A 25,091-nucleotide genomic window follows, 5' to 3' on the forward strand; every position below is an offset into this window, starting at 1 on the left:
TGCCATTAAGTTATATCCTATGATGCAAACAACCTTTCTACAGAAACGTGCATATATCCTTCTTTTATTAGTTGTGTTCATTTACTCAGCAGTTAATGCGACCGGATCGGATTCATACAAACTTTGGTATGATAAGCCCGCGGCCCATTGGAACGAGGCCTTGCCTATCGGTAACGGTCGGTTGGGAGCGATGCTATTTGGTGGTGTAAAGCAAGATCATCTGCAGCTGAACGAAGAGACCATTTGGTCGGGCGGACCGGGAAATAATAGTAGCAAAGATTTGTATTCGACTATGCAGGAAATACGGCGTCTGTTATTTGCAGGAAAATACAAAGAGGCTCAAGACCTTTCGAATAAAGAAATGCCAAGGGAACCGGAAGCAAACAATAATTACGGTATGTCCTATCAACCTGCGGGTGATTTATGGATTGATTTTTTACATGAGGGTGAAACAGTGGCATATCGGCGCGAATTAGATATTGCTGATGCGTTGTCTACGGTGACTTATAGAGTAGGTGAGGTAACCTATAAAAGAGAGTACTTAGCCACAGCTCATGATCAGGTAATAATGATGCGCGTGACCGCTGATAGAGCAGGAAGTATAAGCTGCAATTTGAAATTGAATACGCCGCATCTCATACATCAACAACATTTTATTGGCAATCGAATCTATGTAAACGGCACCTCGGGAGATAAGCAGAACAAAAAAGGTCAGGTTAAATTCTCAATTGCTGTAGAACCGAAAGTAAAAGGGGGGGCGCTACAAGCAGAAGGAGAAATGTTGCGTGTACGTCAAGCGGATGAATTGACGGTGTATATAGCTATCGGAACAAATTTCAATAATTATCATGATTTGGGTGGGGATGCTCGCGAACGGGCTGATGATTACCTAAACACCGCGTTGAAAAAAAGCTACAGAAAAATCAAATCAAAGCATGTAGAAGATTATAGGCGATACTTTGATCGTGTATCGTTAGACCTGGGCCAAACAGTTGCTATGAATAAAGCCACTGATCAACGAGTGGCGGATTTTCATTTAGGTAATGATCCGCAATTGGTGTCGCTTTATTTTCAATTTGGCAGGTACCTGTTGATCTCTTCTTCCCGTCCAGGCACGCAGCCTGCCAATTTGCAGGGAATCTGGAATGATAAATTATCACCTCCTTGGAGTAGTAAGTATACCGTTAATATTAATACCGAGATGAATTACTGGCCTGCCGAGGTAACCAATCTGAGCGAGATGCATGAACCTTTGTTTGCTATGCTCGAAGATTTATCGGTTACAGGAAAGGAAAGCGCCTGGAACTATTACCGTGCTCGGGGTTGGAACATGCATCACAATACCGACATATGGCGTGTTACGGGGATTATCGATGGTGGTTTTTATGGTATGTGGCCAATGGGTGGAGCGTGGCTTTCGCAACATATTTGGCAACACTACTTGTTTAACGGAGACAATGCCTTCTTGGCTAAATATTATCCGATACTGAAAGGAGTAACGCAGTTTTATGTAGATGTGCTGCAGGAAGAGCCGAAGCATAAATGGTTAGTCGTAGCGCCATCGATGTCACCCGAAAATTCTTACCAATCGGGTGTAGGTATCTCAGCCGGGACTACTATGGATAATCAACTGGTTTTTGATGTCTTTTCAAATTTTCTGGAAGCAGCACATGTTTTGCAGGTAGACGAAGATTTTATGGACACTGTAGCTAGTAAACTAAAACGATTGCCCCCAATGCAGATCGGTAAACTCGGACAGTTACAGGAATGGATGGAAGATTGGGATCGCGCAGATGACCGTCATCGGCACATATCTCATCTCTATGGATTATACCCCGCTGCACAGATATCACCTATTCGGCACCCTACTCTTTTTGAAGCCGCTAAGAAGTCACTTGTTTTCCGGGGCGACAAATCAACTGGTTGGTCTATGGGTTGGAAAGTAAACTGGTGGGCAAGGTTACTGGATGGCAATCGTGCTTATAAATTAATAGCTGATCAACTGAGTCCTGCTGCTAATGATGGCAACGGCGAAGCAGGCGGTACTTACGCTAATCTGTTAGACGCACATCCACCTTTTCAAATTGATGGAAATTTTGGTTGTACCGCGGGAATAGCTGAAATGCTGATCCAATCGCATGATGGTTGTTTACACATTTTGCCAGCTTTGCCCGATCAGTGGCAGAATGGTGAGGTGAAAGGATTGAAAGCCCGAGGTGGCTTTATTGTGGACATAGCATGGAAAGATGGTAAGCTACAAAAGCTGAAGGTACATTCTCGACTTGGAGGCAATTGCAGAATCCGGATTGCTAGCGCGAAGATGGTCGATAAACTTGCTGTAGAGAAAGCAATAGGCGAAAATTCGAATCTCTTATATAAGGTACCCGAAATTAAAGAACCAATTAGTCACATAGGTAAATTAGCGGCAAATTATACGGAAGAATTCGAGGAATATGATTTACCAACTAAAAAGGGAAAGACTTATTTTCTCTTAAAGTAAGATACTTGTGAAAGCCCATTTACATTCTTGTTCCATTCGAGCTATATCCGATATAGGTACGCACTATAGAAACCGAAGGAATACCCAATGGGTAGCGGAGATATACCGAATGACAGGTGGATATAACGTGGACTAAAGGTGGACTTGATGTGGACTTAACGTGGATTTAGACAACTTGTGATACCTTTTAAAAAAATGAGATACTAATTGTGAATGAGAAAGGATTTACAAAGATACGAATAATTACCCCATTAAAATTGGTTCAACTTCCATTTTTTATAGGTCTTCCTTACTTTATCTCCCCAATTTCCATACCAAGCATAGCCTACGCGGCGCTCGTTTTCAATAGCTGAAAGTGTCTGACGAGGTACACCATCGCGTCCGACAAATAAAGGTTCTTGCTGCTTTAAATCATAAAAGCGAGCCCAGCAGTCGGTTCCCGGTTGGTGAACCAGTACACGATCTTTTCCACTAGGTTGCGTTGAATCTTCAATAATTACAGCTTCTTTATTCTCAATTTTATGATCGGCAAACCATTTCACACCAGTTTCGATTGCTTCTATTAATAGAGGTGATTTTGGCTGGTCCATTAGGAAAAGCAAAACATCACTAGACTCAGCAGCAGCAAGCGAAGGTAATTCATAAACCCTCGCTTTTGCCGGTTGTAACCTATCTTTATCATATTGTGCTGCCCAGATTGTTTTTTGTCCGTTTATTATAACCTGCGTTTTCAATATACAATCGACACCCAAATAAAGTGCCTTTTTTGCCTTTTGCTTATAGTCTTCTCCAAGAATACCAAAGCTGTTTGTTGCTGCCACAATGTCTTGCATAATCCGCAAGACATTGATCATTGCGCGATCATTATACGTGATTTGCGATCGATAAAGATGGGTGTCGGGATAATACTGCGGCCACCCTCCATTGGGATATTGAGCTTCTATAAGATAATTAATGCCTTTTTTTGCCGCACTTAAATATAATTTATTCTGCGTTTTCTCATACGCCTTGATCAGGTAGCGGATTTCGCTACTGGTTGCATTATTATCTATCGTAGCATCCGTTAAATCTTTTTGTTCCTCAGCAAGCGCAATTTCTGATGTCGTAAATACATGCTGATAGTCCACTTTTTGTTTGTTGAAAAATTTGGACCAGCCACCGCAGCTTCTTTGTAATAACAACATGTTTTCAGCCGTTGGATCCGTTTTTTCCTGCTCCTGTACAAAACCAAAGGAGCAGAGCAAAAAAATTAAACTAAGCCACCGAAAACATTTCAACGCAAGCATACTTATTTTTCTATTCTAAACCAGTCGTAATCGCCCCATCCGGAATCGTTGATTTGGGTTGAACGGGTACTAAAAAGGCCAACTTTTGCGCCAATCCATTGCCCGGGAGTGGCCTTAAATAAGGCATCAATTTCTATAAATGTCTTGCCATCTTCGCTATAGCTAAACTGACATTGCGCGCCGGCATTTACACGGACACGAAGGTAAAGCGTATTTGTTTTTATTTTCGAGATAATTCTCTCCTTTTCTGTTGCACCTTTATGTGCATCTTTCGCTTCTCCGTATACCAGCGCTATGCCGTCTTGCCCGTTTTTTAGACTTAAATGGGCATAACTTTGCCCCATGATAATTAAACCGGTTTTTTCATCCTTTATTTTCTCATTCGGTGAGAAAGTGACCTTTGTGGTTGCTGTAAATACTTCCGTGGGAAATTTTTGTAATAATATATTTGGAACATCCCATAAATTGCGGGCGCTGTCCGGAGCCTGCTGTGTATAAAGTCGCAGTACGCCCTTTTCAGGATAAAAGAACGACCAAGTGGCCTTCGGATTGGCTTGCCATTGCCATTGTTTGCCCATGGCTCGATCATTGAACTCATCACTTTCGACAGGTGTTTGTATAGGATAGTTTTTTCCCACATTCGGTTTTTGATGGGATAAAACCGGTTCACCCGTTCCTTTTCCTTCCACATCTTTCCCTATAACAGGCCAGTCCTTTACCCATTTCATGGGTTGAAGATGCACCACTCTTCCATAAGCATCTTTATCCTGAAAATGAAGGAACCAATCTTCACCTTTCTGCGTGTCTACCCATCCACCTTGATGAGGCCCATTGATGCTTGTATTCCCTTGTTCCATGGCTACATGCCTTTCGTAAGGGCCGTAGATGTTTTTTGAACGTAGTATGAGCTGCCAGCCCGTGGCTACTCCGCCAGCTGGCGCCATGATATAATAATATCCGTTCCGCTTATAAAATTTAGGTCCTTCAATCGTAGGATCTAAAGCATGCCCATCATAAACAATCGTACCCTCGTCTAGGTTTTTTGTGCCATCAGCACTTAACCTCTTGATGGCTATGATACTTTTAATACCGGCGCGACTACCGGCATATGCATATGCAATGTAAGCTTGGCCATCGTCATCCCACAAAGGGCAAACATCAATCATTCCTTTACCTGCTTCAACAAGCACCGGCTCCTCCCAATCACCCCACGGGTCTTTTGTTTTGATCATATAGATGCCAAAATCAGGATCACCATAGTAGATATAGAACTCACCATTATGATGACGGATGGATGGTGCCCAAACCCCGTTGCCATGTTGCGTTTTTGAGAAGTGATCAAAGGGCGGCTGCCTTTTTAAGGCATGTCCAATAAGCTGCCAGTTTACCAAGTCCTTCGAATGTAAGATTGGTAAACCGGGAACGGCATCAAAGCTGGAAGCTGTCATGTAAAAATCATCACCTACCCGAATGACGTCGGGATCGGAATAATCGGCGTCAAGCACGGGATTCTTATAGGTACCGTTGCCCTGATCGGCCACCCAAACCTGCGAGACATAAGGCTTGTCTTGCGCTGTCGATTTTATGAGGGAACAAACTATTAACAATAAGGATAATAAGCCTGTGTTTCGTAGCATTTTCATGTTTACTTGTTAGTTGTCGGATTCCAAGGATCCTGGTAATTTAATATCTGCTTAAGCGTATAAGACTCTATGTCTTTTTCTGTCAGCTGTTTACTCCATTTCACGCGAGCTGCTGCATGAGCTCCCGGTCCTTCACTGTGGAATTCTGCATAATAAGCAGTTGATTCGTTTGCCGGGTTACGCCAGTTGTCCCATCCTTGCGGAAGGATATGTGGACCCATATGGCAGCGTATAAAGACTGTCTTGGCATAAGGGCGCCAAGGTCGGCCAAGATACACCTTCGTTGCTTCTTTATCTGCAGTAAGCTTGCAATCTAAAAAGACAAAGCCGAAGGCTTGCCGTGGTGTTGTGGATGCTGCTGTAATATACGAGTTACTTAAACTATGAATAGTACACCGTTGAAAAACTGCAGTAGCCTGTCCAAATATAAAATCGGTGGTTCCTTCAATATAACAATTGACGTAGTATTGTCGACTGTTTTCCGTGGCTGTATAGAGTGTGTCTTGATTCCCCAAGAGCCTGCAGTTTTTTATGACAACCCGATCCGCTTCCACATGCAAAGCCACTGCTTGGCCAACGCGACCCGCTGTATTTTGTATTGTCAGTCCTTCAGCGGTAAAATCATTTCCCTGCACCAAAACCGTATATGAATTATAGGTTGTAAAGGCTTTTTTTCCAAAGGCATCAACCGTATCCGTATAGGACTTCCCGGAATAGTCTGCGTTAGTAATGATTGTTTGCCCGGTACCGTCTCCAATGAAAGAAATATTCGTTTTCCATGACGGGATAACTATCTTTTCTCTATAAACACCTTTTCGGATATAAATCCGAACCTGTTGCTGTGATAAGTCGCGCACGGCATTGACTGCTTCTTGAATCGTACGGAAGTCGCCATCGCCCTCTTGGCTAACAATAAAGCGATCCGGATAAACGGTTTGGGAAAAAATCGAATGATGAAATATACAGCCGAATATAATAATCAATAGTGCGATCCTCTTCATAATATATAGGAAGGTTATGGATTTTCTGATTGGTCCGTAGAACAAGAATAGGGAGAATTTTTATAATGCTAGCAGGGCAGAACGATAATTTTTACGCAATCGTTTCCGGGATCGATTGCGTAAATTTCAAGTGATGCCAACGTTGGAAATACACTGGGATAATTCTATACTTGCGAATCAGATGCTAAGCAATTAAAATCACAAGCCAAAATTAATACTAGCTAATCAAAATGATGCAATTACCTAAAAGAATCAGCAGTTTTTTTATTATGTTTTTTTGTCTGACGGGGATTAACTTATCCTTGCGGTTGGACAAAATGGGACCGTTACAGGAAAGGTGGTCGATAAAGAAGGGTTACCCCTAATTGCTGTCAGCGTGTTGGTGAAAGGAACCACCACTGGCACCAGTACAAATAATCAAGGAGAATTCAGCTTAACACTGCCTGCGATGCCAGCTACCTTGGTTTTTAATTATGTGGGATACAAAACCCGGGAGATACCAATTGATGCACCAAAGAGATTATCAAATGTCGTGTTAGAAGAAGACGCAACTAACTTGGATGAGGTAGTAGTAATCGGCTATGGCACGGTTAAAAAAAGGGATCTCACAGGAGCAGTCACTTCAGTCGCGCGTGAAGAGCTAACAAAATTACCTACTACGAATGTAATGGAGTCAGTACAAGGAAAAGCGCCTGGAGTAGATATTGTGCGACAAAGCGGTTCTGCCACATCCGGTGTAAGCATTACTGTGAGAGGTAATCGCTCCATTACCGCTGGCAATGGACCACTCTTTATTGTTGACGGGATGCAATATTCCAGCATTCAGGATATCAACCCCAATGACATTGAAAGTATGGAAGTGTTAAAGGATGCCTCTTCCACTGCCATATATGGTTCAAGAGGAGCGAATGGTGTGATCATTGTCACCACCAAGCGAGGTGTATCCGGTGCTCCTAAGGTTTCCTTTAATGCTTATTACGGCGTACAAAACGTGGCGGGATATCCGCGCGTAATGAACGGACAGGAATATGTGGCTTTACGTAGGGAAGCTTATCGTACTACGGGTGTTTGGAGCGGTCCGGCCGACGATGCCAAAATATTCAGTAATGAGCAACTCAGTTTTATCGAAAACAATGTTTCTACCGATTATGCGGATATGTTATTAGGAACAGGACATCAACAGGATTATCAGCTAAACATTTCCGGGGGTACGGAGAAACTGAAATCTTACTTCTCGGTTGATTTTTTCAATGAAAAGGGACTATTCGAAATGGATGATGCCAGACGCTATACCGCTCGGTTAAATCTTGATTACCAAGTGGCCGGTACACTTAAAGTGGGAACGCAAACCCAGTTAACTTATTACGATCAAAACAAGCGTGCCGATCCGCTTAATCAGGCAAATAAAATTAGTCCGCTGAATACACCCTTTGACACAGAAGGTAATTATATTATTTACCCCGGACAGGGTGGGGCCATCAACCCCTTGGCAGATGAGCAACCAGGCAATTACAAAAACAATGTAAAAACACTCCGTGTATTCCCAACCGTTTTTGCGGAGTTTAAACCCGTTGAAGGATTGAGTATTCGCGGTAACTTTGCAGTAAATCTTTCTAATTTACGCGATGGTTTATATGAGGGTTCCTACTCAATTCGTCGTAACGGAGCGAATTCACGCGCTACCTATGTGACAAACAATGGGTTAGGCTATAACTGGCAAGCAATTGTGAATTACCAGAAGACTTTCGGTGAACATGATTTCAGTATAACAGGTATCAGTGAATACCTTTATAATGATACCGAGAATGCGACAGCGCAAGGGGAAAATCAATTATTAGACAATAATTTCTTTTATAACCTTGGTTCGAATACGCAAAACCTCGCTATAACCAGCGCTTATACCGAAACAAAACTACTATCGTATGCCGCTCGGGTAAATTATGGTTATAAAGGAAAATACCTGTTGACACTAACGGCACGGACGGATGGTGCTAGTCAGCTGGCTGTAGGGAACAAATGGGACTTTTTTCCTTCTGTAGCGGGCGCTTGGCGTATCGTAGATGAGGGATTTATGAAGGAGCAATCGTTGTTTAGCGATCTTAAATTGCGAGCAAGTTATGGTGTTTCCGGCAACTCTTCAGTCGTTGCTTATTCATCGCAGAGTACGCTCACCAGAATCCCTTTTGCTTATGGTGACGCGTCTGCTCCTGGATACGGTTTTCCAAACAATTCACGAAACCCCCAGTTAGGTTGGGAAAAATCGGCTAACACCAATATCGGGTTGGACTTCGGATTGTTCAAAGGAAGACTAAACGGTACCTTAGAACTCTATCACACCAGTACGAGCGACTTATTGCTCGATAGAATCCTGCCACCTACTTCCGGCTATTCTTTCGTTACACAAAATATTGGTAAAACAGAAAATAAAGGTATTGAGTTTATGTTAAATGCGGCTCCAATAAGCAACAACCAATTTAAATGGAACAGTACGGTATCATTTACCAAAAATATTGAAAAGGTGAAAGAGCTGATCGATAACCAAGATGTGATCAGCTTGGATGCTCGTTACGTAGTTGTTGGCTATCCCGTTAATTCTTATTTCGATTATGAAAAGCTCGGTATCTGGCAACTAGGAGAAGAAGAACTAGCGGGTCAATATGGTCAAAGACCCGGTGACATACGAGTAAAAGATCAGAACGGCGATAACGTGATTACCGCAGATGGTGATCGCGTAGTAGTAGGCTCGCAAGTGCCTAAATGGAGCTTGGGTTGGAACAACGATTTTAGCTATAAAAATTTCGATTTAAACATTAATGTTTTTGCGCGCATTGGACAAATGATCAACGCCAATTACCTGACCCGATACGATCCCCAAGCCGTTGAAAATAGCACAGCTGATATTAGTTACTGGACACCCGAAAATCCTAGTAATCAATGGCCACGGCCTAATGCCAATTTAAGTAGAACAAGTATGCTCTATACTTCTACCTTGGGTTATACGGACGGCTCTTTTGTGAAATTGAGAAATGTAACCCTAGGGTATACTTTACCCACTTCCGTGACGGATAAATGGGGCTTAGCTAAATTGAAGGTATATGTGTCGGGTAGAAACTTGGCGATGTGGACCAAAACCATTAACGGATACGATCCGGAGCGTGGAGGCGGTGAATCAGCTCCCTTAACGCGCTTAATTGTGGCAGGTATTAATGTTAACTTTTAAAGGCTATTATAATGATTGTACATACTAGATATAAAACAGTTTTAATCGCTACTTTTTTATTGGCAGCTGGACTAACTTCATGCAAAAAAATGCTTGATGAGGAGAACCTCAGTGGTATTACCGACGAGACTTTGTATACAACACCTAAAGGTTTTGAGACCTTGGTTAATGCCGCTTATAGTTATCAACGTTGGTGGTATGGTAAGGAGCGTGGCTATAATATAGGAGAAACTGGTACCGACTTATGGACCAATGGTGCGGGTGATGTATATCCGGATCTTACGACCTATCAAAATCTTCAAGCAACCAACGGCGCCTTACAGGAAGTATGGTCTAATTTTTACAAGGCCATTAATGTATGTAATGCCGGTATCGCAAGAGTCGGAAATTCGGGGATGGATCAGGCACTGCAAATACAGCGGACAGCGGAATTTCGATTTCTGCGCGCCTTCTATTACTATCACATTGTAGAAACCTGGGGAGGCGTCCATTTGACAACCGAGGAAACAGTAGGTGTCGTTACAGAAGCAAGGAAATCGAGTGTCGATGATTTTTACAACTTAATTATCGAAGATTTACGTTTTGCTGTTGATCATTTAGCGCCTACTACCGCTGATTATGGGCGCGTAACAAAGCCAGCTGCGGAGGCGTTTTTGGCACGTGTATACTTAACCAGAGGGTTGAATGCCGAAGCGGGTGCTTTAGCTAAAAAGGTAATTAGTGATTATGGTTTTGCTTTACTGCCTAATTATGCTGACTTATGGAGAATGAACAATCTCCAAAATAGTGAAATTGTTTATGCCGTTAATTATTCTTCTAATCTGAACGATAATGACAAACAGGACGATAATGTTTATCCGGATGGAGATAATAGAGGGTCAAATAGTGCCCATATGCTTTTCCTGATGAAGTATGATGATCAACCGGGAGTGATTAGAAGCTTGGAATATGGTCGGCCTTTTAACCGTTATCAGCCATCAAGATATTTATTATATCTTTTTAATGAAAACATCGATAGCCGATTTGAAGCCTCTTTTCAGAACGTATGGTATTGTAATCAACCGAATGCGTCGGGAAGACCTGCAGGGATGAATGTTGGCGACACAGCCGTATTTATTTCAAAGTATACGGTTCCGGCCTCGGTACGTGCAACAAAAAATTACACCATCTATGATGATGGCGATATTTATAATACAGATGGCTCATCGAAGAATCGGCTACGTTATATTTCACTTAAAAAGTTCATGGATAACACCCGAGGAAGTATAAACGAAGCGCAGAGTGTTCGGGATGCTTTTGTTATTCGCTTAGCCGAAATGTACTTGATCGTAGCCGAAGCTGCCTTTAAAACCGGCAATAACGAGGAGGCCGTGACTTATTTGAATATTATTCGTGAACGTGCTGCAAAAGAAGGACATAAAGAAGAAATGGATGTTAACGCTGCTGATGTAACGCTCGATTTTATATTAGAGGAACGGGCAAGAGAGTTCGCGGGAGAGCAGATGCGATGGTTTGATTTAAAACGTACCGGAAAATTAAAAGAAAGTCTGCAAAAATACAACCCACATGCGATTACTTATTTCAGAGATTATCATATGCTTCGTCCAATCCCTCAAAACCAATTAGACGCCGTAACCAATAAAAGTGAATTTACTCAAAATCCGGGATATCAGTAGCAGGTGGTTGAGTAGTTGAATAGTTGAGTAGGGAAGTAGTTAAGTAGTTGAGTTGTCAAGTAGGGAAGTGGTGAATTAGCCAATGTGATGATTAGCCAATGTGATGATTAGTCTTTATACTTACCTGCTTACCGTCAGGCAGGTGTCCTGATACTTATATCTTGATTACTCAAATTAGCCTCCAGCATATTGCCTATTGCTTAAGGCTTAAAACTACGCAATCGTTGCCGGCAACGATTGCGTAGTTTTTTACGAGATCTCTTGAGGGGATTTCTTTTTTATCCATGTATCTTGTAGCTATCAACGAGCCAATCATAGCTTTTTGATTAACCAATAAATCCACAATTTCTATTAACTTATTAGAACCATTATGACTAAAAAATTATGGACGCTTTTTGGGCTCTTATTTTTCAGTTATTGCTCTTCGTTTGCCCAAACAAGATCAATTACCGGAAAGGTCGTCAATACAGCGCAAGAGCCGCTACCTGGTGTAACGGTAGCCGTAAAAGGAACAAGTACAACTACAAGTACAAATGATGTCGGAGCGTTTAACATACAGCTGCCAAATACGCAGAACCCCGTGTTAACCGTTACCTACCTGGGTTACAAAATGCAGGAAATTCCTATTAACGGACAACAAACCCTCACAATTACTCTAGAAGAAGATGCAACAGGTTTAGACGAGGTGGTCGTAGTCGGCTACGGGACGATGAAAAAAGGAGACCTTACAGGTGCCGTCGGTTCGGTCACTTCCGAGACTTTAAAAGCTCGTGGAACTACCTCTGCTATGGCTGCTTTACAAGGCTCTGTTCCGGGGGTCGATATCAGCTCCACCTCAACAAAACCCGGCGGTGGATTTAATATCCAGATCCGGGGGCAAAACTCGTTAGCGGGTGGAAGCCCTTTGTATGTTGTGGATGGCGTAGTGATGGGCGATATCAATTTTTTAAATCCAGCCGATATTGAGCAAATTGACGTTTTGCGTGATGCCTCTTCGACAGCCATCTACGGTTCGCGCGGCTCGAACGGCGTTGTTATTGTGCGAACAAAGAATGCTGGCAGTAATCATGGTTCGCGAATGTCAGTGACTTACGATGGTTTCTACGGCATTCGTAAAATTGCAAGATTACCGGATTTTATGAGCGGACGAGAATGGGTAGACTTCCGCACGTCGGCCTACTATACTTATAACACCAATTTAGGTCAGTATGAATTAACGCCCGCTAATAGAAATTCTGTTTTACAGCGAAGCCCGCTATTGGAACAACGTCTATTTGATGAAGATTATGAAGATTGGCTTGCTTTGGGTACACAAGATGGGCATCAGCAAAATCATTATGTAAATATTGGTGGAAGCTCAAGTGATCTAGCTTATAATCTCGGTTTAGGTTATCAAGATGAAGAAGGTAATTTTATCAACGAAAACCTAAAGCGATACAATATGAAATTGAGTATCGACCACCGGGGATCCAAGTTTTTTTCGGCAGGAGGTACCATTAATTTATCCCATACCGTTACTAATCAAGGAAGCCAGTACGGCTATCGCGATATTATGCGAATGCCCGTTATCTTGCGTGCGTATGATGATCAAGGTAATCTTATTCAACAACCCGGTATTGCCGCATCTATTCAAGGTAGTGGAAACTTTACGAGCTCACCCAATCCACTGCAAGAGATTAATAGCGGTAATCAAGAGACTAGACGGTATGACGTGTTAGCAAGCGCCTACGCGCAAGTAAACCTGTTTGATGGATTCTCTATAAAAAGTACCATCATGCCACGATTTACCCGTGAGCGAGTGGGACAATACTATGACGTTGTGCCAGGTAATAGGAACCAGAATGAGGCTTATCAACAAAATGATGAAAGTTTGGAATATACCTGGGATAATCAAATAACCTATAATAAGACCTTTAATGATAATCATCACTTAAATGCCACCCTTATAAACAGTTTTTATAAAACTCGATTTGAAAGAATACAGGCCGCTACCCAGAATTTACCTTACGATTCTCAGTGGTATAATTTATTTACAGGTAACTTAATGCGGGACAATTCACTAACTTCATATAACGAGTCTGGTTTGATCTCTTATGCCGCACGTGTTAACTATGATTATAAAGGAAAGTACTTAGTTACCGGAACAATCCGTTATGACGGAAGCTCTAAATTGGCCGACAAATGGGCCTCTTTTCCTTCCTTTGCACTAGGTTGGCGCTTATCAGAAGAAGAATTTATGAAGGCCGATTGGCTCTCCGATTTAAAGGCTCGATTTAGTTTTGGTTACTCGGGAAACAATAACGGAATTAGCCCTTACGGATCAATGCAAACACCGATTTCGGATGAATTGATATGGTATGATTTTGGCGATGGTAATGCAGTTTCCGGCCTCCGACCAGGCTATCCAGTCAATCCTGCAATTACGTGGGAGAAGACACGGGAGCTGAACTTCGGACTGGACTTTGGTTTTTTCAATCAACGACTTTATGGATCACTTGATGTCTATGATAAGTTGTCCGATGGCTTGTTAATGAGTAGATCGTTGGCTATTGAATCGGGTGTTGCTACCATGACAGATAATATTGGTTCAGTAAGCAATCGCGGAATTGAAATTTCCCTAAACTCAACCAATATCCGTACGCCTAATTTCCAATGGACTACCTCTCTGAATTTCGCTCATAATAAAAATGCCATCGAATCTCTTTATGGTAAAAAGGAAGATGTAATGGGCGAAAAAAGGTTTATCGGACACCCTATTGAGGTAATTTACGACTATCGTGTTGTAGGAATTTGGAAATCGGATGAAGTGGAGGAAGCTGCGCGATGGGGGCAACAGCCGGGTCAGGCACGAGTAGAGGATATTAACGGTGACGGCATTATTACAGCGGCTAACGACCGGGTAATTTTGGGTAGTCCTAATCCTAAATGGACTGCCAATCTTCGCTCAACTTTTAATTACAAAAGCTGGGATTTATCAGTTGATTTGTTTACTCGTCAAGGGATTTTTGTACAGGATCGATTTTTGGAAGAATTTGGCCCAGGTAATACGCAGCGTGGAAGACCTAAAATTCGCTTCGATTATTTCGTGCCTCAAGGGATCGATAGATACGATTGGAATAATTGGGGTACAAAAGAAGACGGATCTCCCTCGGCTACTTGGTCACCTACCGCTGGAAACGAAAACGGGAAATATCCGGCTATTAATAACGCCGGACCATATTATGGCAGTAACGGACAATATACTGACGCCTCTTTTGTAAAAATAAGAAACATTATCTTGGGTTACACGCTTCCAAGCAAAATGTTGTCGAAAGCGAAAATAAGTCAGTTACGCGTATACCTTAACATACTTAACCCATTCACTTTTACCAAATACGAAGGTTGGGATCCGGAATATGCAACTACCTCCTTACAGAACGGTAATGGTCCAAGTACAGTTACTTATCAATTGGGTGTAAATCTTAAGTTCTAATTTGATTATTGACGATTTAATATAACGATCATGAAGCGTATTTTAATATATATAGTTCTTACATTGTTACTCAGTGGCTGTAAGAAATTTTTAGAGGAAGATAATAAAGGAGGGATCACGAACGAAGAGTTCTATCGAACCGAGGCGGGTTATGAAACTTTAGTAACAGCCTCTTATTCATCCTTACGTGAGACGTTCCGACTAACTCCCTGGTTGCTGGTAGCGGGTACTGATATGTATCAACGAGCGAGAGGTACGGGTGATCGATCTATTCAGGAATACGAACAACTTTATGCCACGGATTCCTATGTAAAGGACTATTACCAACTCTGTTATAAAGCTATTCAAACTGTTAATATGGCTATTTTTTATAATGATATAGCCGAAATTGACGCGGAGAAAAAAGCAACTTACCTAGCTGAATTGCGCTTTTTGCGCGCTTTTTATCACTTTCTTTTGGTGGAGCAGTTTGGCGGGATCTATATTAATACAGAAGCCACTTTTGAACCGCGATTAAATATGCCGAGAAACAGCTTGGAGGAATGCTATACCTTTATCATTGGCGAAATGGAAGCAGCCCTTCCCCTTGTCGGAACAGCTAAGGCGCGAGTAAATAAAACAGTCATTAACCATTACTTAGCGAAAGTGCATCTCACCAGCGCATGGGACCTGAAACAAGCGGCTGATTTTGAAAAAGCAAAGACTTATGCCTTGGCTGCGATAAATGGCAAAACAATTAGTATTCCATTTGAGCAATTATGGAGCCCTTATAATGAAAATAATGATGAGATCATTTTTGCGATACAATATGATTTGGAATCCATTGCTTCCAGTACGGACGGAAACAATCAACAGGGTATTTTCGGTCCCTACTTAGGTGGATCCGAGCTAAATCATAAATACATGAGTGCTCAATTATACCCTTCCTGGAATTTACATACTTTTTATGGAGAGAATGACGCTCGATACGATGCAACTTTTATGCTAACCATTTATGATCAATATTTTGATTATTATGATGCCAGCAAAGATAAATCCAGCATCTTGATCAGAGCCTATTATCCGCGCGTTTGGGGTAGAGAATATACAAGCGCCGATTCTTTAGCGTGGGCAAATCAACACCAGGGACAAATAGCAAGTAATTTCCGGTATTACCCGTTTAAGTACGATGAAGAGGCTTATAGAGCCTTCTATGACGCGGATATGAGTACACCGGTTATTAAAAAGTTTGATAGTCCGCAAACTCGTACCATATTTCAGCAAACAGCCAGTGTGCGAGATATTGTATTGGCACGTTTGGCCGAAACCTACTTCCTTTATGCAGAAGCTTGTATTGGATTGAATGATTTCGCCAGTGCAGCAACTTATGTACAGGCGGTGTTGGATAGACCGGGTAATGCAAAAGACGGCGGACGGTTAAGTCCGAACATAGATATCGCCACAGCCGCTGGCCAAAGTCAGGCACTTGATGCTTATCTGATTGAAAGTGCGAAAGAGTTTGCGGGCGAATATTTAAGGTGGCCGGAGTTGAGAAGAACAGGGAAATTGAAAGAATTTTGTGCCAAATATAACTATGATATCAAACGGATTGGAGTCGATCGCGCCTTTAGAGGACCAGACGGTCAAGATAAGATTTTGCGACCGATTCCACAGGACGCTATTGATCTCAATGAAGCGGAAATCCAACAAAACCCAGGATACGAAGCCAGATAAAAAAACAGCGCAATCGTTATCGGTAACGATTGCGCAAATAAAGACCTTTAAATGTTTGAAAAGATTAGCGGATAGCCTTAGAATTGTAGGGGCATAACCGATTGATACCTTGATAATGCTTTATGAATAAGATACTGAAAACTGTTATACTCTTAATTTTTACCCATGGGGCATTCGCCCAAAAACTTGCTGAACCAACTGTCTCATTACCTACTTTTAAAAAGGATACGGTATCAATCACTGCTTTCGGAGCGATTTCCGGTGGACGTCATTTAAATACGGAATCGATTAATCAAGCTATTGATCAAACACATAAGAAGGGTGGAGGCGTGGTCTTAATTCCTGCAGGTGTATGGCTATCGGGGCCTATTACCTTAAAGAGCAATATAAACTTGCATTTGGCCGCTAACGCGTTGCTGCAGTTTACAAAAGATTTTTCGCAATATTCCTTGGTACAGACCAGCTGGGAAGGGATCCCGCAGATGCGGAACCAATCGCCTATATGGGCCTTAAATCAGCAAAATATAGCGATTACCGGGAAAGGGGTTATTGACGGAAATGGTGATGCTTGGCGAATGGTGAAAAAGGCGAAAATGACAGAAACGCAATGGAAGAAGCTTATAAGCTCCGGAGGCGTTCTTAACGAAAAAGGAGATATTTGGTATCCTTCTCAGAGTTCTTTGAAAGGAGCTTCTTATAAGGATCCCGGACTTGTGGAGAAGGGGAAAAATGCACAGTTCTATGAGGAAATAAAGGACTATTTGAGACCGAATATGATTTTGCTCGAGAAATGTGAGCGTATTTTACTGGAGGGTGTAACATTTCAAAATTCAGCTGCTTGGAATATCCATCCCTTAATGAGCGCCGATTTAACCATACGGAATATTAATGTACGCAATCCTTGGTATTCCCAAAATGGAGATGGCTTGGATATTGAGTCTTGTAAAAACGTACTGGTGGAACAAAGCACCTTTGATGTAGGTGATGATGCTATCTGTATTAAAAGCGGCAGAAATGAAGCGGGTAGGGAACGTGGTATGCCAACGGAAAATCTGTGGGTACGGAATTGTACGGTTTATCATGCGCATGGTGGTTTTGTTGTGGGAAGCGAAATGAGCGGCGGTGCGAAAAATTTATATGTTGACAATTGTACGTTTATCGGAACCGATATCGGTTTACGATTTAAAACGACACGTGGAAGGGGAGGCGTAGTAGAAAATGTATATATCAATAACATTTTCATGAAAGATATTCCCGGAGAGGCTATTCTGTTCGATATGTATTATGAAGCAAAGGATCCGATCGTGTTAAGTGGAGAACATTGGGAACCTCCTAAAGTGGAATTTTTGCCTGTTACTGAAGCAACACCGCAATTTAAGGATTTTTATATTAATAATGTGGTTTGCGATGGGGCAGCTAAAGCGCTCTTTATCCGAGGCTTACCTGAAATGCACATAAAGAATATTCAATTGACTAGGCTTGACATGGTTGCTAAAGAGGGCATCGATATACAGGAAGCATCCAATATAAGCCTGCGCGACGTAAAGTTGCAGGTTGAAGATGCTTCTAAGCAAATTGCCTATATTTTAAACAGCAATGATATAAAACTGCATCAGCTAGAAGTGAAAAATGCAAATATCTTTCATCTTCAGGGCGAACGTACTTCTACAGTTGATGTGCAAGGCTTGACGGGAGCTCAACCGGTTATTAAAGCCGATTTTGGTGCCAATAAAAACGTTATAAACATTAATTAAGATAAGGAATGGATTGGATTTTTAAGCGGCTCTTGTTGCTATCGCTCATGATAAGCTATTTTAATGTACAAGCACAGGAAGTAAAATATAGTGAGTTGATGACGCAAACGGCTATGCGACTTTGGCCTGATGCTTTTACACTGGAAAAAAATCAGCCGGCTAAATGGAGTTATGACTTGGGGGTAATTCTAAAAGGAGTAGAAGGGGTTTGGAAGAATACAGCGAATAAGCGCTATTTCGATTATATCCAGCATAAAATGGACCATTATGTGCAGGAAGACGGTACCATCAATGCTTATAAAATGGAGGATTATAATATCGACTTCATTAATAACGGAAAAATCCTCTTATTTCTATATCAGGTAACTGGAAAAGAAAAGTACTTAAAAGCAGTCCGGCATTTAAGAAAACAACTTGATACACATCCACGAACCAAACAGGGTAGTTTCTGGCATAAGAAGATCTATACACATCAAGTCTGGTTAGACGGCTTGTACATGGGACAACCTTTTTATGCGGAATATGCAAAGCTGTTTAACGAGCCGAAAGCTTTCGACGACATTAGCCGTCAATTTGCTTTAATTGAAAAGAATACGCGTGACGAAAAAACGGGTTTATTATACCATGTTGGGACGAATCGAAAGAACAACAGTGGGCTAATAAGGAAACGGGTCGGTCACCAAATTTTTGGAGCCGTGCGTTAGGATGGTACGGCATGGCCTTGGTAGATGTACTGGATTATTTTCCTAAAAATCATTCCGGTAGAGATACGATTGTAGCTATTTTGAATCGTTACGCAGATGCAGTTGCCAGGTTTCAGCAAGCGAATGGTCTTTGGTACCAGGTGACCGATATGCCTAGTAGAAAAGGAAACTACCCAGAGGCTTCTGCTTCATCGATGATTGTCTATACTTTAGCAAAAGGTGTGCGTTTAGGATATTTACCTGCTAAATTTTTGAAAAATGCTGAAAAGGGTTATACGGGTATTTTGAAAGAGTTCATTGAAAAAGATGAACAGGGCAATGTCAACTTAAACGGCACGGTGAAAGTTTCCGGTTTAGGAGGAAAACCCTATCGTGACGGCTCCTTTGAATATTACATGAGCGAACCGGTCATTCAAAACGACCCGAAGGGGATCGGTGCTTTCATACAATGTGCAGTTGAAATGGAAATGGTCCCTAATTTGAAATTCGCTAAAGGAAAAAAGGTGCTGTTGGATTATTATTACAACCATGAAACAAGGAAAAGCTTACTAGGGCAGCAAGAACGTTATCATTATACCTGGGAAGAGCAGGATAACGGTGGTTATTCCCTGTTAGGGTACATTTTCCGTTCCTACGGTGCAGTTACTGATTCATTGGGAGTAAAACCTACAGAAGAAAATCTTCGAAAGGCCGATGTATATATCATCGTAGATCCTGACACCGAAAAGGAATCTGCCCATCCAAATTATTTGGCTACTCCTGAAATCGATGTAATTGTTAAATGGGTTAAAAATGGAGGAACACTTGTATTGCTTGGAAATGATGCCGGCAATGCTGAGTTTACGCATTTTAATGAGCTTGCAGGCCATTTTGGTGTTCAATTCAATGAAGACAACCATTTGATGGTGAAAAACAATCAATTTGAACAGGGAGCCGTTCAAGTCGATAAAAGTAACCCTATATTTAAAAGGCCCTATAAATTGTATATCAAGGAAATCAGTTCACTTCGCGTTTTTGCTCCTGCCACACCAATCGTTGGAACAAAAGGGTTAAATATCATGGCCATTAGCAAATACGGCAAGGGAAAAGTGTTTGTGTTAGGAGACCCATGGATATACAATGAATATTTAGATGGAAGGAAGTTACCTGCAGAATACCAAAATTTTCAAGCAACACATGATTGGGTGAAATGGTTAGTGAAATAGTTAAGTAGTTAAGTAGTGAAATAGTTAAGTAGTGAAATAGTTAAGTAGTGATAGCATACAGGTTAAGTACCATTGGTGATCGTATTTAAGAACTACTCAACAACTTAACTACTCGACAACTCAACATAAAGCAATAAAAATGGAACGTTTAAACAATAAGTTTTTGCAAAAGGGTACGTTACCTGTCGAGGTTGAAGTGCCCGCGGCCAATTGGAAGGAATTGCCGGTAAAGGTAATACAGTTTGGTACGGGCGTATTATTAAGAGGTCTGCCTGAATATTTTATTGACAAGGCAAACAGAAAGCAGGTATTTAATGGAAGAATCGTTGTGGTGAAATCTACGGCAAGTGGCAGAACAGATAGCTTTGAGGAGCAGGATGGCTTATATACCCTTTGTGTAAAAGGAATTGAAAACGGAAAAGAAATCGAAGAGATCAGTATTAATTCTTCCATTAAGGAAGTATTAACCGCTTCGGAAAATTGGGGAGAAATATTACGTTATGCAGAAGAACCGCAATTGCGGGTAGTAATATCGAATACAACGGAAGTAGGTATAATGTATGATAAAGATGATAAGATTACATTGAACCCACCGCATAGCTATCCAGCTAAATTATTGGCTTTCTTGTATAAACGTTTTCAGTACTTCGGTGGTGATAAGGAGGCGGGAATGGTTATATTGCCAACAGAATTAATCTCAGACAATGGAAAAAAACTGAAAGAAATTATAGTGAAATTAGCTGAGCAACATCGGTTGGAGGCGGCATTTTTACATTGGCTTGAAGATGCCAATTATTTTTGCAATACATTGGTGGACCGGATCGTACCAGGAAAGCTTCCCTTCGAAGAACATCAAAAAATGCAGGAGCGTGTAGGATATCAAGACGACTTAATGATCATGGCGGAGCCTTTTCGACTTTGGGCAATAGAGGCGAAGGATCCGAAAGTTGCGGAAATTTTATCATTCAGTACCGTGGACGATGGAATGGTCATCACTTCAGACATAAGTAAATTTAAAGAGTTAAAGTTACGGCTGTTAAATGGTACGCATACCTTTTCGTGTGGACTAGCTGTTTTAGCTGGTTGCGAAACTGTAAAAGCAGCCATGGCTGATCCTCTTTTAGAAGGCTTTATAAAAAAACTACTAATGGAGGAAATTGTTCCAACCGTTGTGTCTCGCGGTGGTATCGAAAACGAGGAAGCCAAGCTTTTTGCCGAAAAAGTGCTGGATCGTTTTAGAAATCAGTCACTCGACCATAAGTGGATTAACATTACATTGAATTACACGTCTAAAATGGAAATGCGTAACGTAGCGCTTATAAAAGGATTTTATGATGCAGTAGGTGAGGCACCGGAGTTTATGGCCATGGGCTTTGCAGCTTATATACTTTTTATGAAGGCGAAGCGCAGTATTGACAATACCTATAAAGGTTATACTAACGAGAAGGGGTATTATACCATTAATGATGAACATGCCGCCTTATTTGAGGGACTGTGGAGTAAAGAACCGGAACAAGTGGTTGAAGCAGTTTTGAATGATCAACGCATATGGAAACAGAAGCTGACACTCCCCGGTTTTCAGGAGAAGGTACTGCATTATTTACGTTTATTAATGGATAATAAGGTTAAAGAAGTAATAAAAGAGGCTGTTAATAACAAAAAATACAATCAGCTTAATTAGGTTATGGGAGCAAGGGTTTTAAAGATACATCCGAAAGACAATGTATTGGTCGCGCTGCAAGATTTACAGCAAGGAGAACAAATCGTATATCAGTCGGAAACATATCTGCTGAAGGAAGATATTCCGGCAAAGCATAAGTTTTATACGCAGGATTTGGAAAAAGGAGCGGAGGTTCTCATGTACGGAACGCTCGTTGGGAAAACACAATATCCCGTGAAGGTGGGGGAACGTATGAGTACGGATAATCTAAAGCATGCGGCTGCAGCTTACGCATTCCGACCCTACAATTACCATTGGGAAGCCCCGGATGTATCCAAGTTTGCTAATAGAACTTTCAATGGATATCACCGGTCTAATGGTGAAGTTGGAACGGCAAATTACTGGTTATTTATACCTACCGTTTTCTGTGAAAACAGAAACCTAGACGTCATAAGAGAGGCATTGCATAATGAATTAGGGTATGCCGTGACAGATAAATACAAGAGGAAGGCGCGCTTACTGAAGGAATGGTACCGACAAGGTAAGGACCTTGCTTCAGTTGATTTAGATTTGCAGGAAGCATGGGTCCCAACCGATCGGGTTTTCAAAAATGTAGACGGCATTAAATTTCTGAACCATCAAGGTGGTTGTGGTGGTATTCGACAGGATGCGGCGGTATTAAGTAAGCTTTTGGCAGCTTATGCCGATCATCCGAACGTGGCCGGTGTAACCGTGCTCAGTTTAGGATGTCAAAATTTACAGGTGCAGGACTTTTTAAATGACTTAAAAGACCGTAATCCAAACTTTGACAAGCCGCTTTACATTTTCGAACAGCAGCAGTCTAAAAGCGAAGAACAAATGGTTACGGAAGCGATTAGACAAACGTTCATAGGTTTAGCCGAAGCTGATAAATTGGAACGGAAACCTGCACCGCTCAGCAAGCTTACACTCGGTGTGAAATGCGGAGGCAGTGATGGTTTCAGTGGTATCTCTGCCAACCCTGCTGTAGGCTACTGTGCTGACCTACTAGTAGCACTGGGGGGGAAAGTTTTATTAGCTGAATTTCCGGAACTATGTGGGGCCGAGCAAAATTTGATAGACCGCACAAAGAATGAAGAGGCTGCAAAAAAATTTATAACCCTTATGGGGGCCTATAGCCAAGCGGCCGAAAATGCCGGTTCGGGATTTCATATGAATCCTTCTCCCGGAAATATTAAGGATGGCTTGATTACGGATGCCATTAAAAGTAATGGTGCCGCTAAAAAGGGTGGGACAGCGCCGGTAGAGGATGTGTTAGACTACACGGAACCAGCTATTAAACCGGGTTTAAACTTGGTTTGCACCCCTGGTAATGACGTAGAAGCAACCACGGGTAAAGCAGCCAGCGGAGCAACACTGATTTTATTTACAACAGGTTTAGGAACGCCCACAGGAAATCCCGTATGTCCGGTAATTAAAGTCGCCACCAATTCTTCGCTCGCTTCTCGTATGGCAGATATTATTGATATTGATTGCGGTCCGATTATTTCCGGTGAAAAAACCATCGAAGAAATGGGTGAGGATATTCTGGAATATTGTATTCGGGCAGCAAGCGGTGAGGTGATTCCCAAAGCAGTGCAATTGAATCAAGATGACTTTATTCCTTGGAAGAGAGGGGTGTCTTTGTAGTTGCTAGTTATTAGTTGTTAGTTGTTGGTTATTAGTTATTAGTTGTTAGTTATTGGTTGTTAGTTATTAGTAGAAGCAGGCATAAAGCGTACGCCTACTGCCTAAAGCTCACGAGTATGAAAAAATTCTTAGATAAAAATTTCTTATTAGAAAGTAATACAGCGCAAACATTATATCATGAATATGCGGCGAAAATGCCCATTATCGATTACCATTGTCATTTGTCCCCTCAACAGATAGCCGAGGATGCCCGATTTGAAAATATTACACAAGTATGGTTATATGGCGATCATTATAAATGGCGGGCAATGCGTACGAATGGTGTAGATGAACGCTATTGTACCGGCGATGCCAGTGATCGGGATAAGTTTTTAAAGTGGGCTGAAACTGTACCATATACCCTAAGGAACCCCCTTTACCATTGGACGCATTTAGAATTGCAGCGGTATTTTGGCATTGATAAAATACTGGACGCTAGTACTGCTGAAGAAATATACGATGAAGCGAGCGATTTACTTAAGAAGCCGGAATATAGTGTCAGGAATCTATTAAGGAAGATGAATGTAAAGATTGTGTGTACAACAGACGATCCGACAGACAGTTTAATATATCATCAACAGCTAAAAAAAGAGGGCTTTGAAATTCGGGTACTACCTGCCTTCCGGCCAGATAATGCGATGAACCTTTCTGTACTGTCGAAATTCCAGCAGTATGTAGAAAAATTGAGCCGCGTTTCGGGGGTAACTGTTCAAAATTTTGATGACTATTTGCAAGCGCTGAAAGTTAGACACGATTATTTTGCTGAAAATGGATGCTGTGTGTCAGATCATGGGTTAGAGGAAATTTATAACGAATCCTACAGATTAGAAGATATTAGAACCATCTTCTCCAACGCATTGCAGGGTAAAGTTATTTCTGATGAACAGCATAATCAATTTCGATCGGCCATGCTAACCTATTTCGCTGAATGGGACCACGAAAAGGGATGGGTGCAACAGTATCATTTGGGTGCACTTCGAAATAATAATTCAAGAATGATGCAAAAATTAGGTCCTGATACGGGTTGGGATTCTATCGGTGATTTTTCGCAGGGAAGGGCTCTAGCGGGTTTCCTTGACAAACTGGATAGTCAGGATAAATTAGCTAAAACCATCCTGTATAATCTTAACCCGGCAGATAATGAATTAATAGCGACCATGATTGGCAACTTCAACGACGGTTCTTCGGCCGGAAAGATTCAATTCGGCTCCGGTTGGTGGTTCCTTGATCAGAAAGACGGTATGATCAAACAGATGAATGCGTTGTCGAATATGGGACTGATCAGTAAATTTGTCGGCATGCTGACTGACTCGCGAAGCTTTCTGTCTTATCCTCGTCACGAATACTTTAGACGAATCCTTTGTAACTTGTTCGGCGAAGAAGTCGAAAACGGTGAGTTACCTGAGAATTTACCTTGGATTGGCAAAGTTATCGAAGATATTTGCTATCATAATGCCGCTAGTTACTTCAATTGGCCTACAGAGGGGTGAGGGATAAGGTGTAGGGTGTGAGGTTTAAGGTATAGAGTATAAGGTATAGGGTGTAGGGTA

12 protein-coding genes and 1 pseudogene are annotated in these 25,091 nt (G+C 41.7%); 10 read left to right on the forward strand and 3 right to left on the reverse strand.

The genetic code is table 11. The annotated features are described in order from the left end of the window. Nucleotides 1–19: 19 nt before the first annotated feature. A complete protein-coding gene (locus tag QT327_RS09945; protein ID WP_289552740.1) occupies nucleotides 20–2,500 on the forward strand; it encodes a glycoside hydrolase family 95 protein in 2,481 nt (826 codons plus the stop codon). A 251-nt stretch (nucleotides 2,501–2,751) separates the two neighbouring features. Here the strand turns inward: QT327_RS09945 and pelA are convergent, their stop codons facing one another. From pelA to QT327_RS09960, 3 genes are read right to left on the reverse strand one after another with little or no spacing between them, the layout of a single operon-like run. Continuing rightward, the gene (gene pelA, locus QT327_RS09950) at nucleotides 2,752–3,786 is read right to left on the reverse strand and encodes a pectate lyase (RefSeq protein WP_130857568.1); all 1,035 of its coding nucleotides are present in this window, start codon (nucleotides 3,784–3,786) and stop codon (nucleotides 2,752–2,754) included. A 2-nt stretch (nucleotides 3,787–3,788) separates the two neighbouring features. After that, entirely contained in the window at nucleotides 3,789–5,429 is a 1,641-nt protein-coding gene (locus QT327_RS09955) for a glycoside hydrolase family 43 protein (RefSeq protein WP_446686257.1), read from the reverse strand. Nucleotides 5,430–5,431: 2 nt separating this feature from the next. After that, nucleotides 5,432–6,430 (reverse strand): pectinesterase family protein, encoded by a 999-nt coding sequence (locus tag QT327_RS09960; protein ID WP_289552742.1) that lies wholly within the window; start codon nucleotides 6,428–6,430, stop codon nucleotides 5,432–5,434. 337 nt (nucleotides 6,431–6,767) lie between these two features. On the opposite strand from QT327_RS09960, the gene QT327_RS09965 reads away from it, so the two are divergent. The 9 genes and pseudogenes from QT327_RS09965 (at nucleotide 6,768) to uxaC (ending at nucleotide 25,031) form a co-directional block, all read left to right on the forward strand. Further along, nucleotides 6,768–9,650 (forward strand): SusC/RagA family TonB-linked outer membrane protein, encoded by a 2,883-nt coding sequence (locus QT327_RS09965; protein ID WP_289552743.1) that lies wholly within the window; start codon nucleotides 6,768–6,770, stop codon nucleotides 9,648–9,650. An 11-nt stretch (nucleotides 9,651–9,661) separates the two neighbouring features. Then, the gene (locus tag QT327_RS09970) at nucleotides 9,662–11,326 is read left to right on the forward strand and encodes a RagB/SusD family nutrient uptake outer membrane protein (RefSeq protein ID WP_289552744.1); all 1,665 of its coding nucleotides are present in this window, start codon (nucleotides 9,662–9,664) and stop codon (nucleotides 11,324–11,326) included. A gap of 370 nt (nucleotides 11,327–11,696) precedes the next feature. Then, nucleotides 11,697–14,798, forward strand: a complete 3,102-nt coding sequence (locus tag QT327_RS09975) for a SusC/RagA family TonB-linked outer membrane protein (RefSeq protein ID WP_013666156.1) — start codon at nucleotides 11,697–11,699, stop codon at nucleotides 14,796–14,798. A gap of 30 nt (nucleotides 14,799–14,828) precedes the next feature. Continuing rightward, nucleotides 14,829–16,511, forward strand: a complete 1,683-nt coding sequence (locus QT327_RS09980) for a RagB/SusD family nutrient uptake outer membrane protein (RefSeq protein ID WP_013666157.1) — start codon at nucleotides 14,829–14,831, stop codon at nucleotides 16,509–16,511. Nucleotides 16,512–16,633: 122 nt separating this feature from the next. Next, a complete protein-coding gene (locus QT327_RS09985) occupies nucleotides 16,634–18,265 on the forward strand; it encodes a glycoside hydrolase family 28 protein (RefSeq protein ID WP_289552745.1) in 1,632 nt (543 codons plus the stop codon). A 113-nt stretch (nucleotides 18,266–18,378) separates the two neighbouring features. Beyond that, a pseudogene (locus QT327_RS09990) lies at nucleotides 18,379–20,174 on the forward strand (glycoside hydrolase family 88 protein). A 139-nt stretch (nucleotides 20,175–20,313) separates the two neighbouring features. Next, nucleotides 20,314–21,855 (forward strand): tagaturonate reductase, encoded by a 1,542-nt coding sequence (locus QT327_RS09995; protein WP_289552746.1) that lies wholly within the window; start codon nucleotides 20,314–20,316, stop codon nucleotides 21,853–21,855. Nucleotides 21,856–21,858: 3 nt separating this feature from the next. Beyond that, nucleotides 21,859–23,502 (forward strand): UxaA family hydrolase, encoded by a 1,644-nt coding sequence (locus tag QT327_RS10000; RefSeq protein ID WP_130857560.1) that lies wholly within the window; start codon nucleotides 21,859–21,861, stop codon nucleotides 23,500–23,502. 116 nt (nucleotides 23,503–23,618) lie between these two features. Continuing rightward, entirely contained in the window at nucleotides 23,619–25,031 is a 1,413-nt protein-coding gene (gene uxaC / locus QT327_RS10005; protein WP_013666162.1) for a glucuronate isomerase, read from the forward strand. Nucleotides 25,032–25,091: the final 60 nt, after the last annotated feature.

Origin of the sequence: Olivibacter sp. 47 (genome assembly GCF_030372825.1) — a bacterium.
In the GTDB taxonomy this organism is placed as follows: domain Bacteria; phylum Bacteroidota; class Bacteroidia; order Sphingobacteriales; family Sphingobacteriaceae; genus Olivibacter; species Olivibacter oleidegradans.

Excerpts from the sequence above, each read along its gene's own strand:
- QT327_RS09955 (WP_446686257.1), bottom strand. The coding sequence starts at position 5,429 with ATGAAAATGCTACGAAACACAGGCTTATTATCCTTATTGTTAATAGTT.
- QT327_RS09945 (WP_289552740.1), top strand. The coding sequence starts at position 20 with ATGATGCAAACAACCTTTCTACAGAAACGTGCATATATCCTTCTTTTA.
- QT327_RS09975 (WP_013666156.1), top strand. The coding sequence starts at position 11,697 with ATGACTAAAAAATTATGGACGCTTTTTGGGCTCTTATTTTTCAGTTAT.
- uxaC (WP_013666162.1), top strand. The coding sequence starts at position 23,619 with ATGAAAAAATTCTTAGATAAAAATTTCTTATTAGAAAGTAATACAGCG.
- QT327_RS09980 (WP_013666157.1), top strand. The coding sequence starts at position 14,829 with ATGAAGCGTATTTTAATATATATAGTTCTTACATTGTTACTCAGTGGC.
- QT327_RS09960 (WP_289552742.1), bottom strand. The coding sequence starts at position 6,430 with ATGAAGAGGATCGCACTATTGATTATTATATTCGGCTGTATATTTCAT.
- QT327_RS09995 (WP_289552746.1), top strand. The coding sequence starts at position 20,314 with ATGGAACGTTTAAACAATAAGTTTTTGCAAAAGGGTACGTTACCTGTC.
- QT327_RS10000 (WP_130857560.1), top strand. The coding sequence starts at position 21,859 with ATGGGAGCAAGGGTTTTAAAGATACATCCGAAAGACAATGTATTGGTC.
- QT327_RS09985 (WP_289552745.1), top strand. The coding sequence starts at position 16,634 with ATGAATAAGATACTGAAAACTGTTATACTCTTAATTTTTACCCATGGG.
- QT327_RS09970 (WP_289552744.1), top strand. The coding sequence starts at position 9,662 with ATGATTGTACATACTAGATATAAAACAGTTTTAATCGCTACTTTTTTA.
- pelA (WP_130857568.1), bottom strand. The coding sequence starts at position 3,786 with ATGCTTGCGTTGAAATGTTTTCGGTGGCTTAGTTTAATTTTTTTGCTC.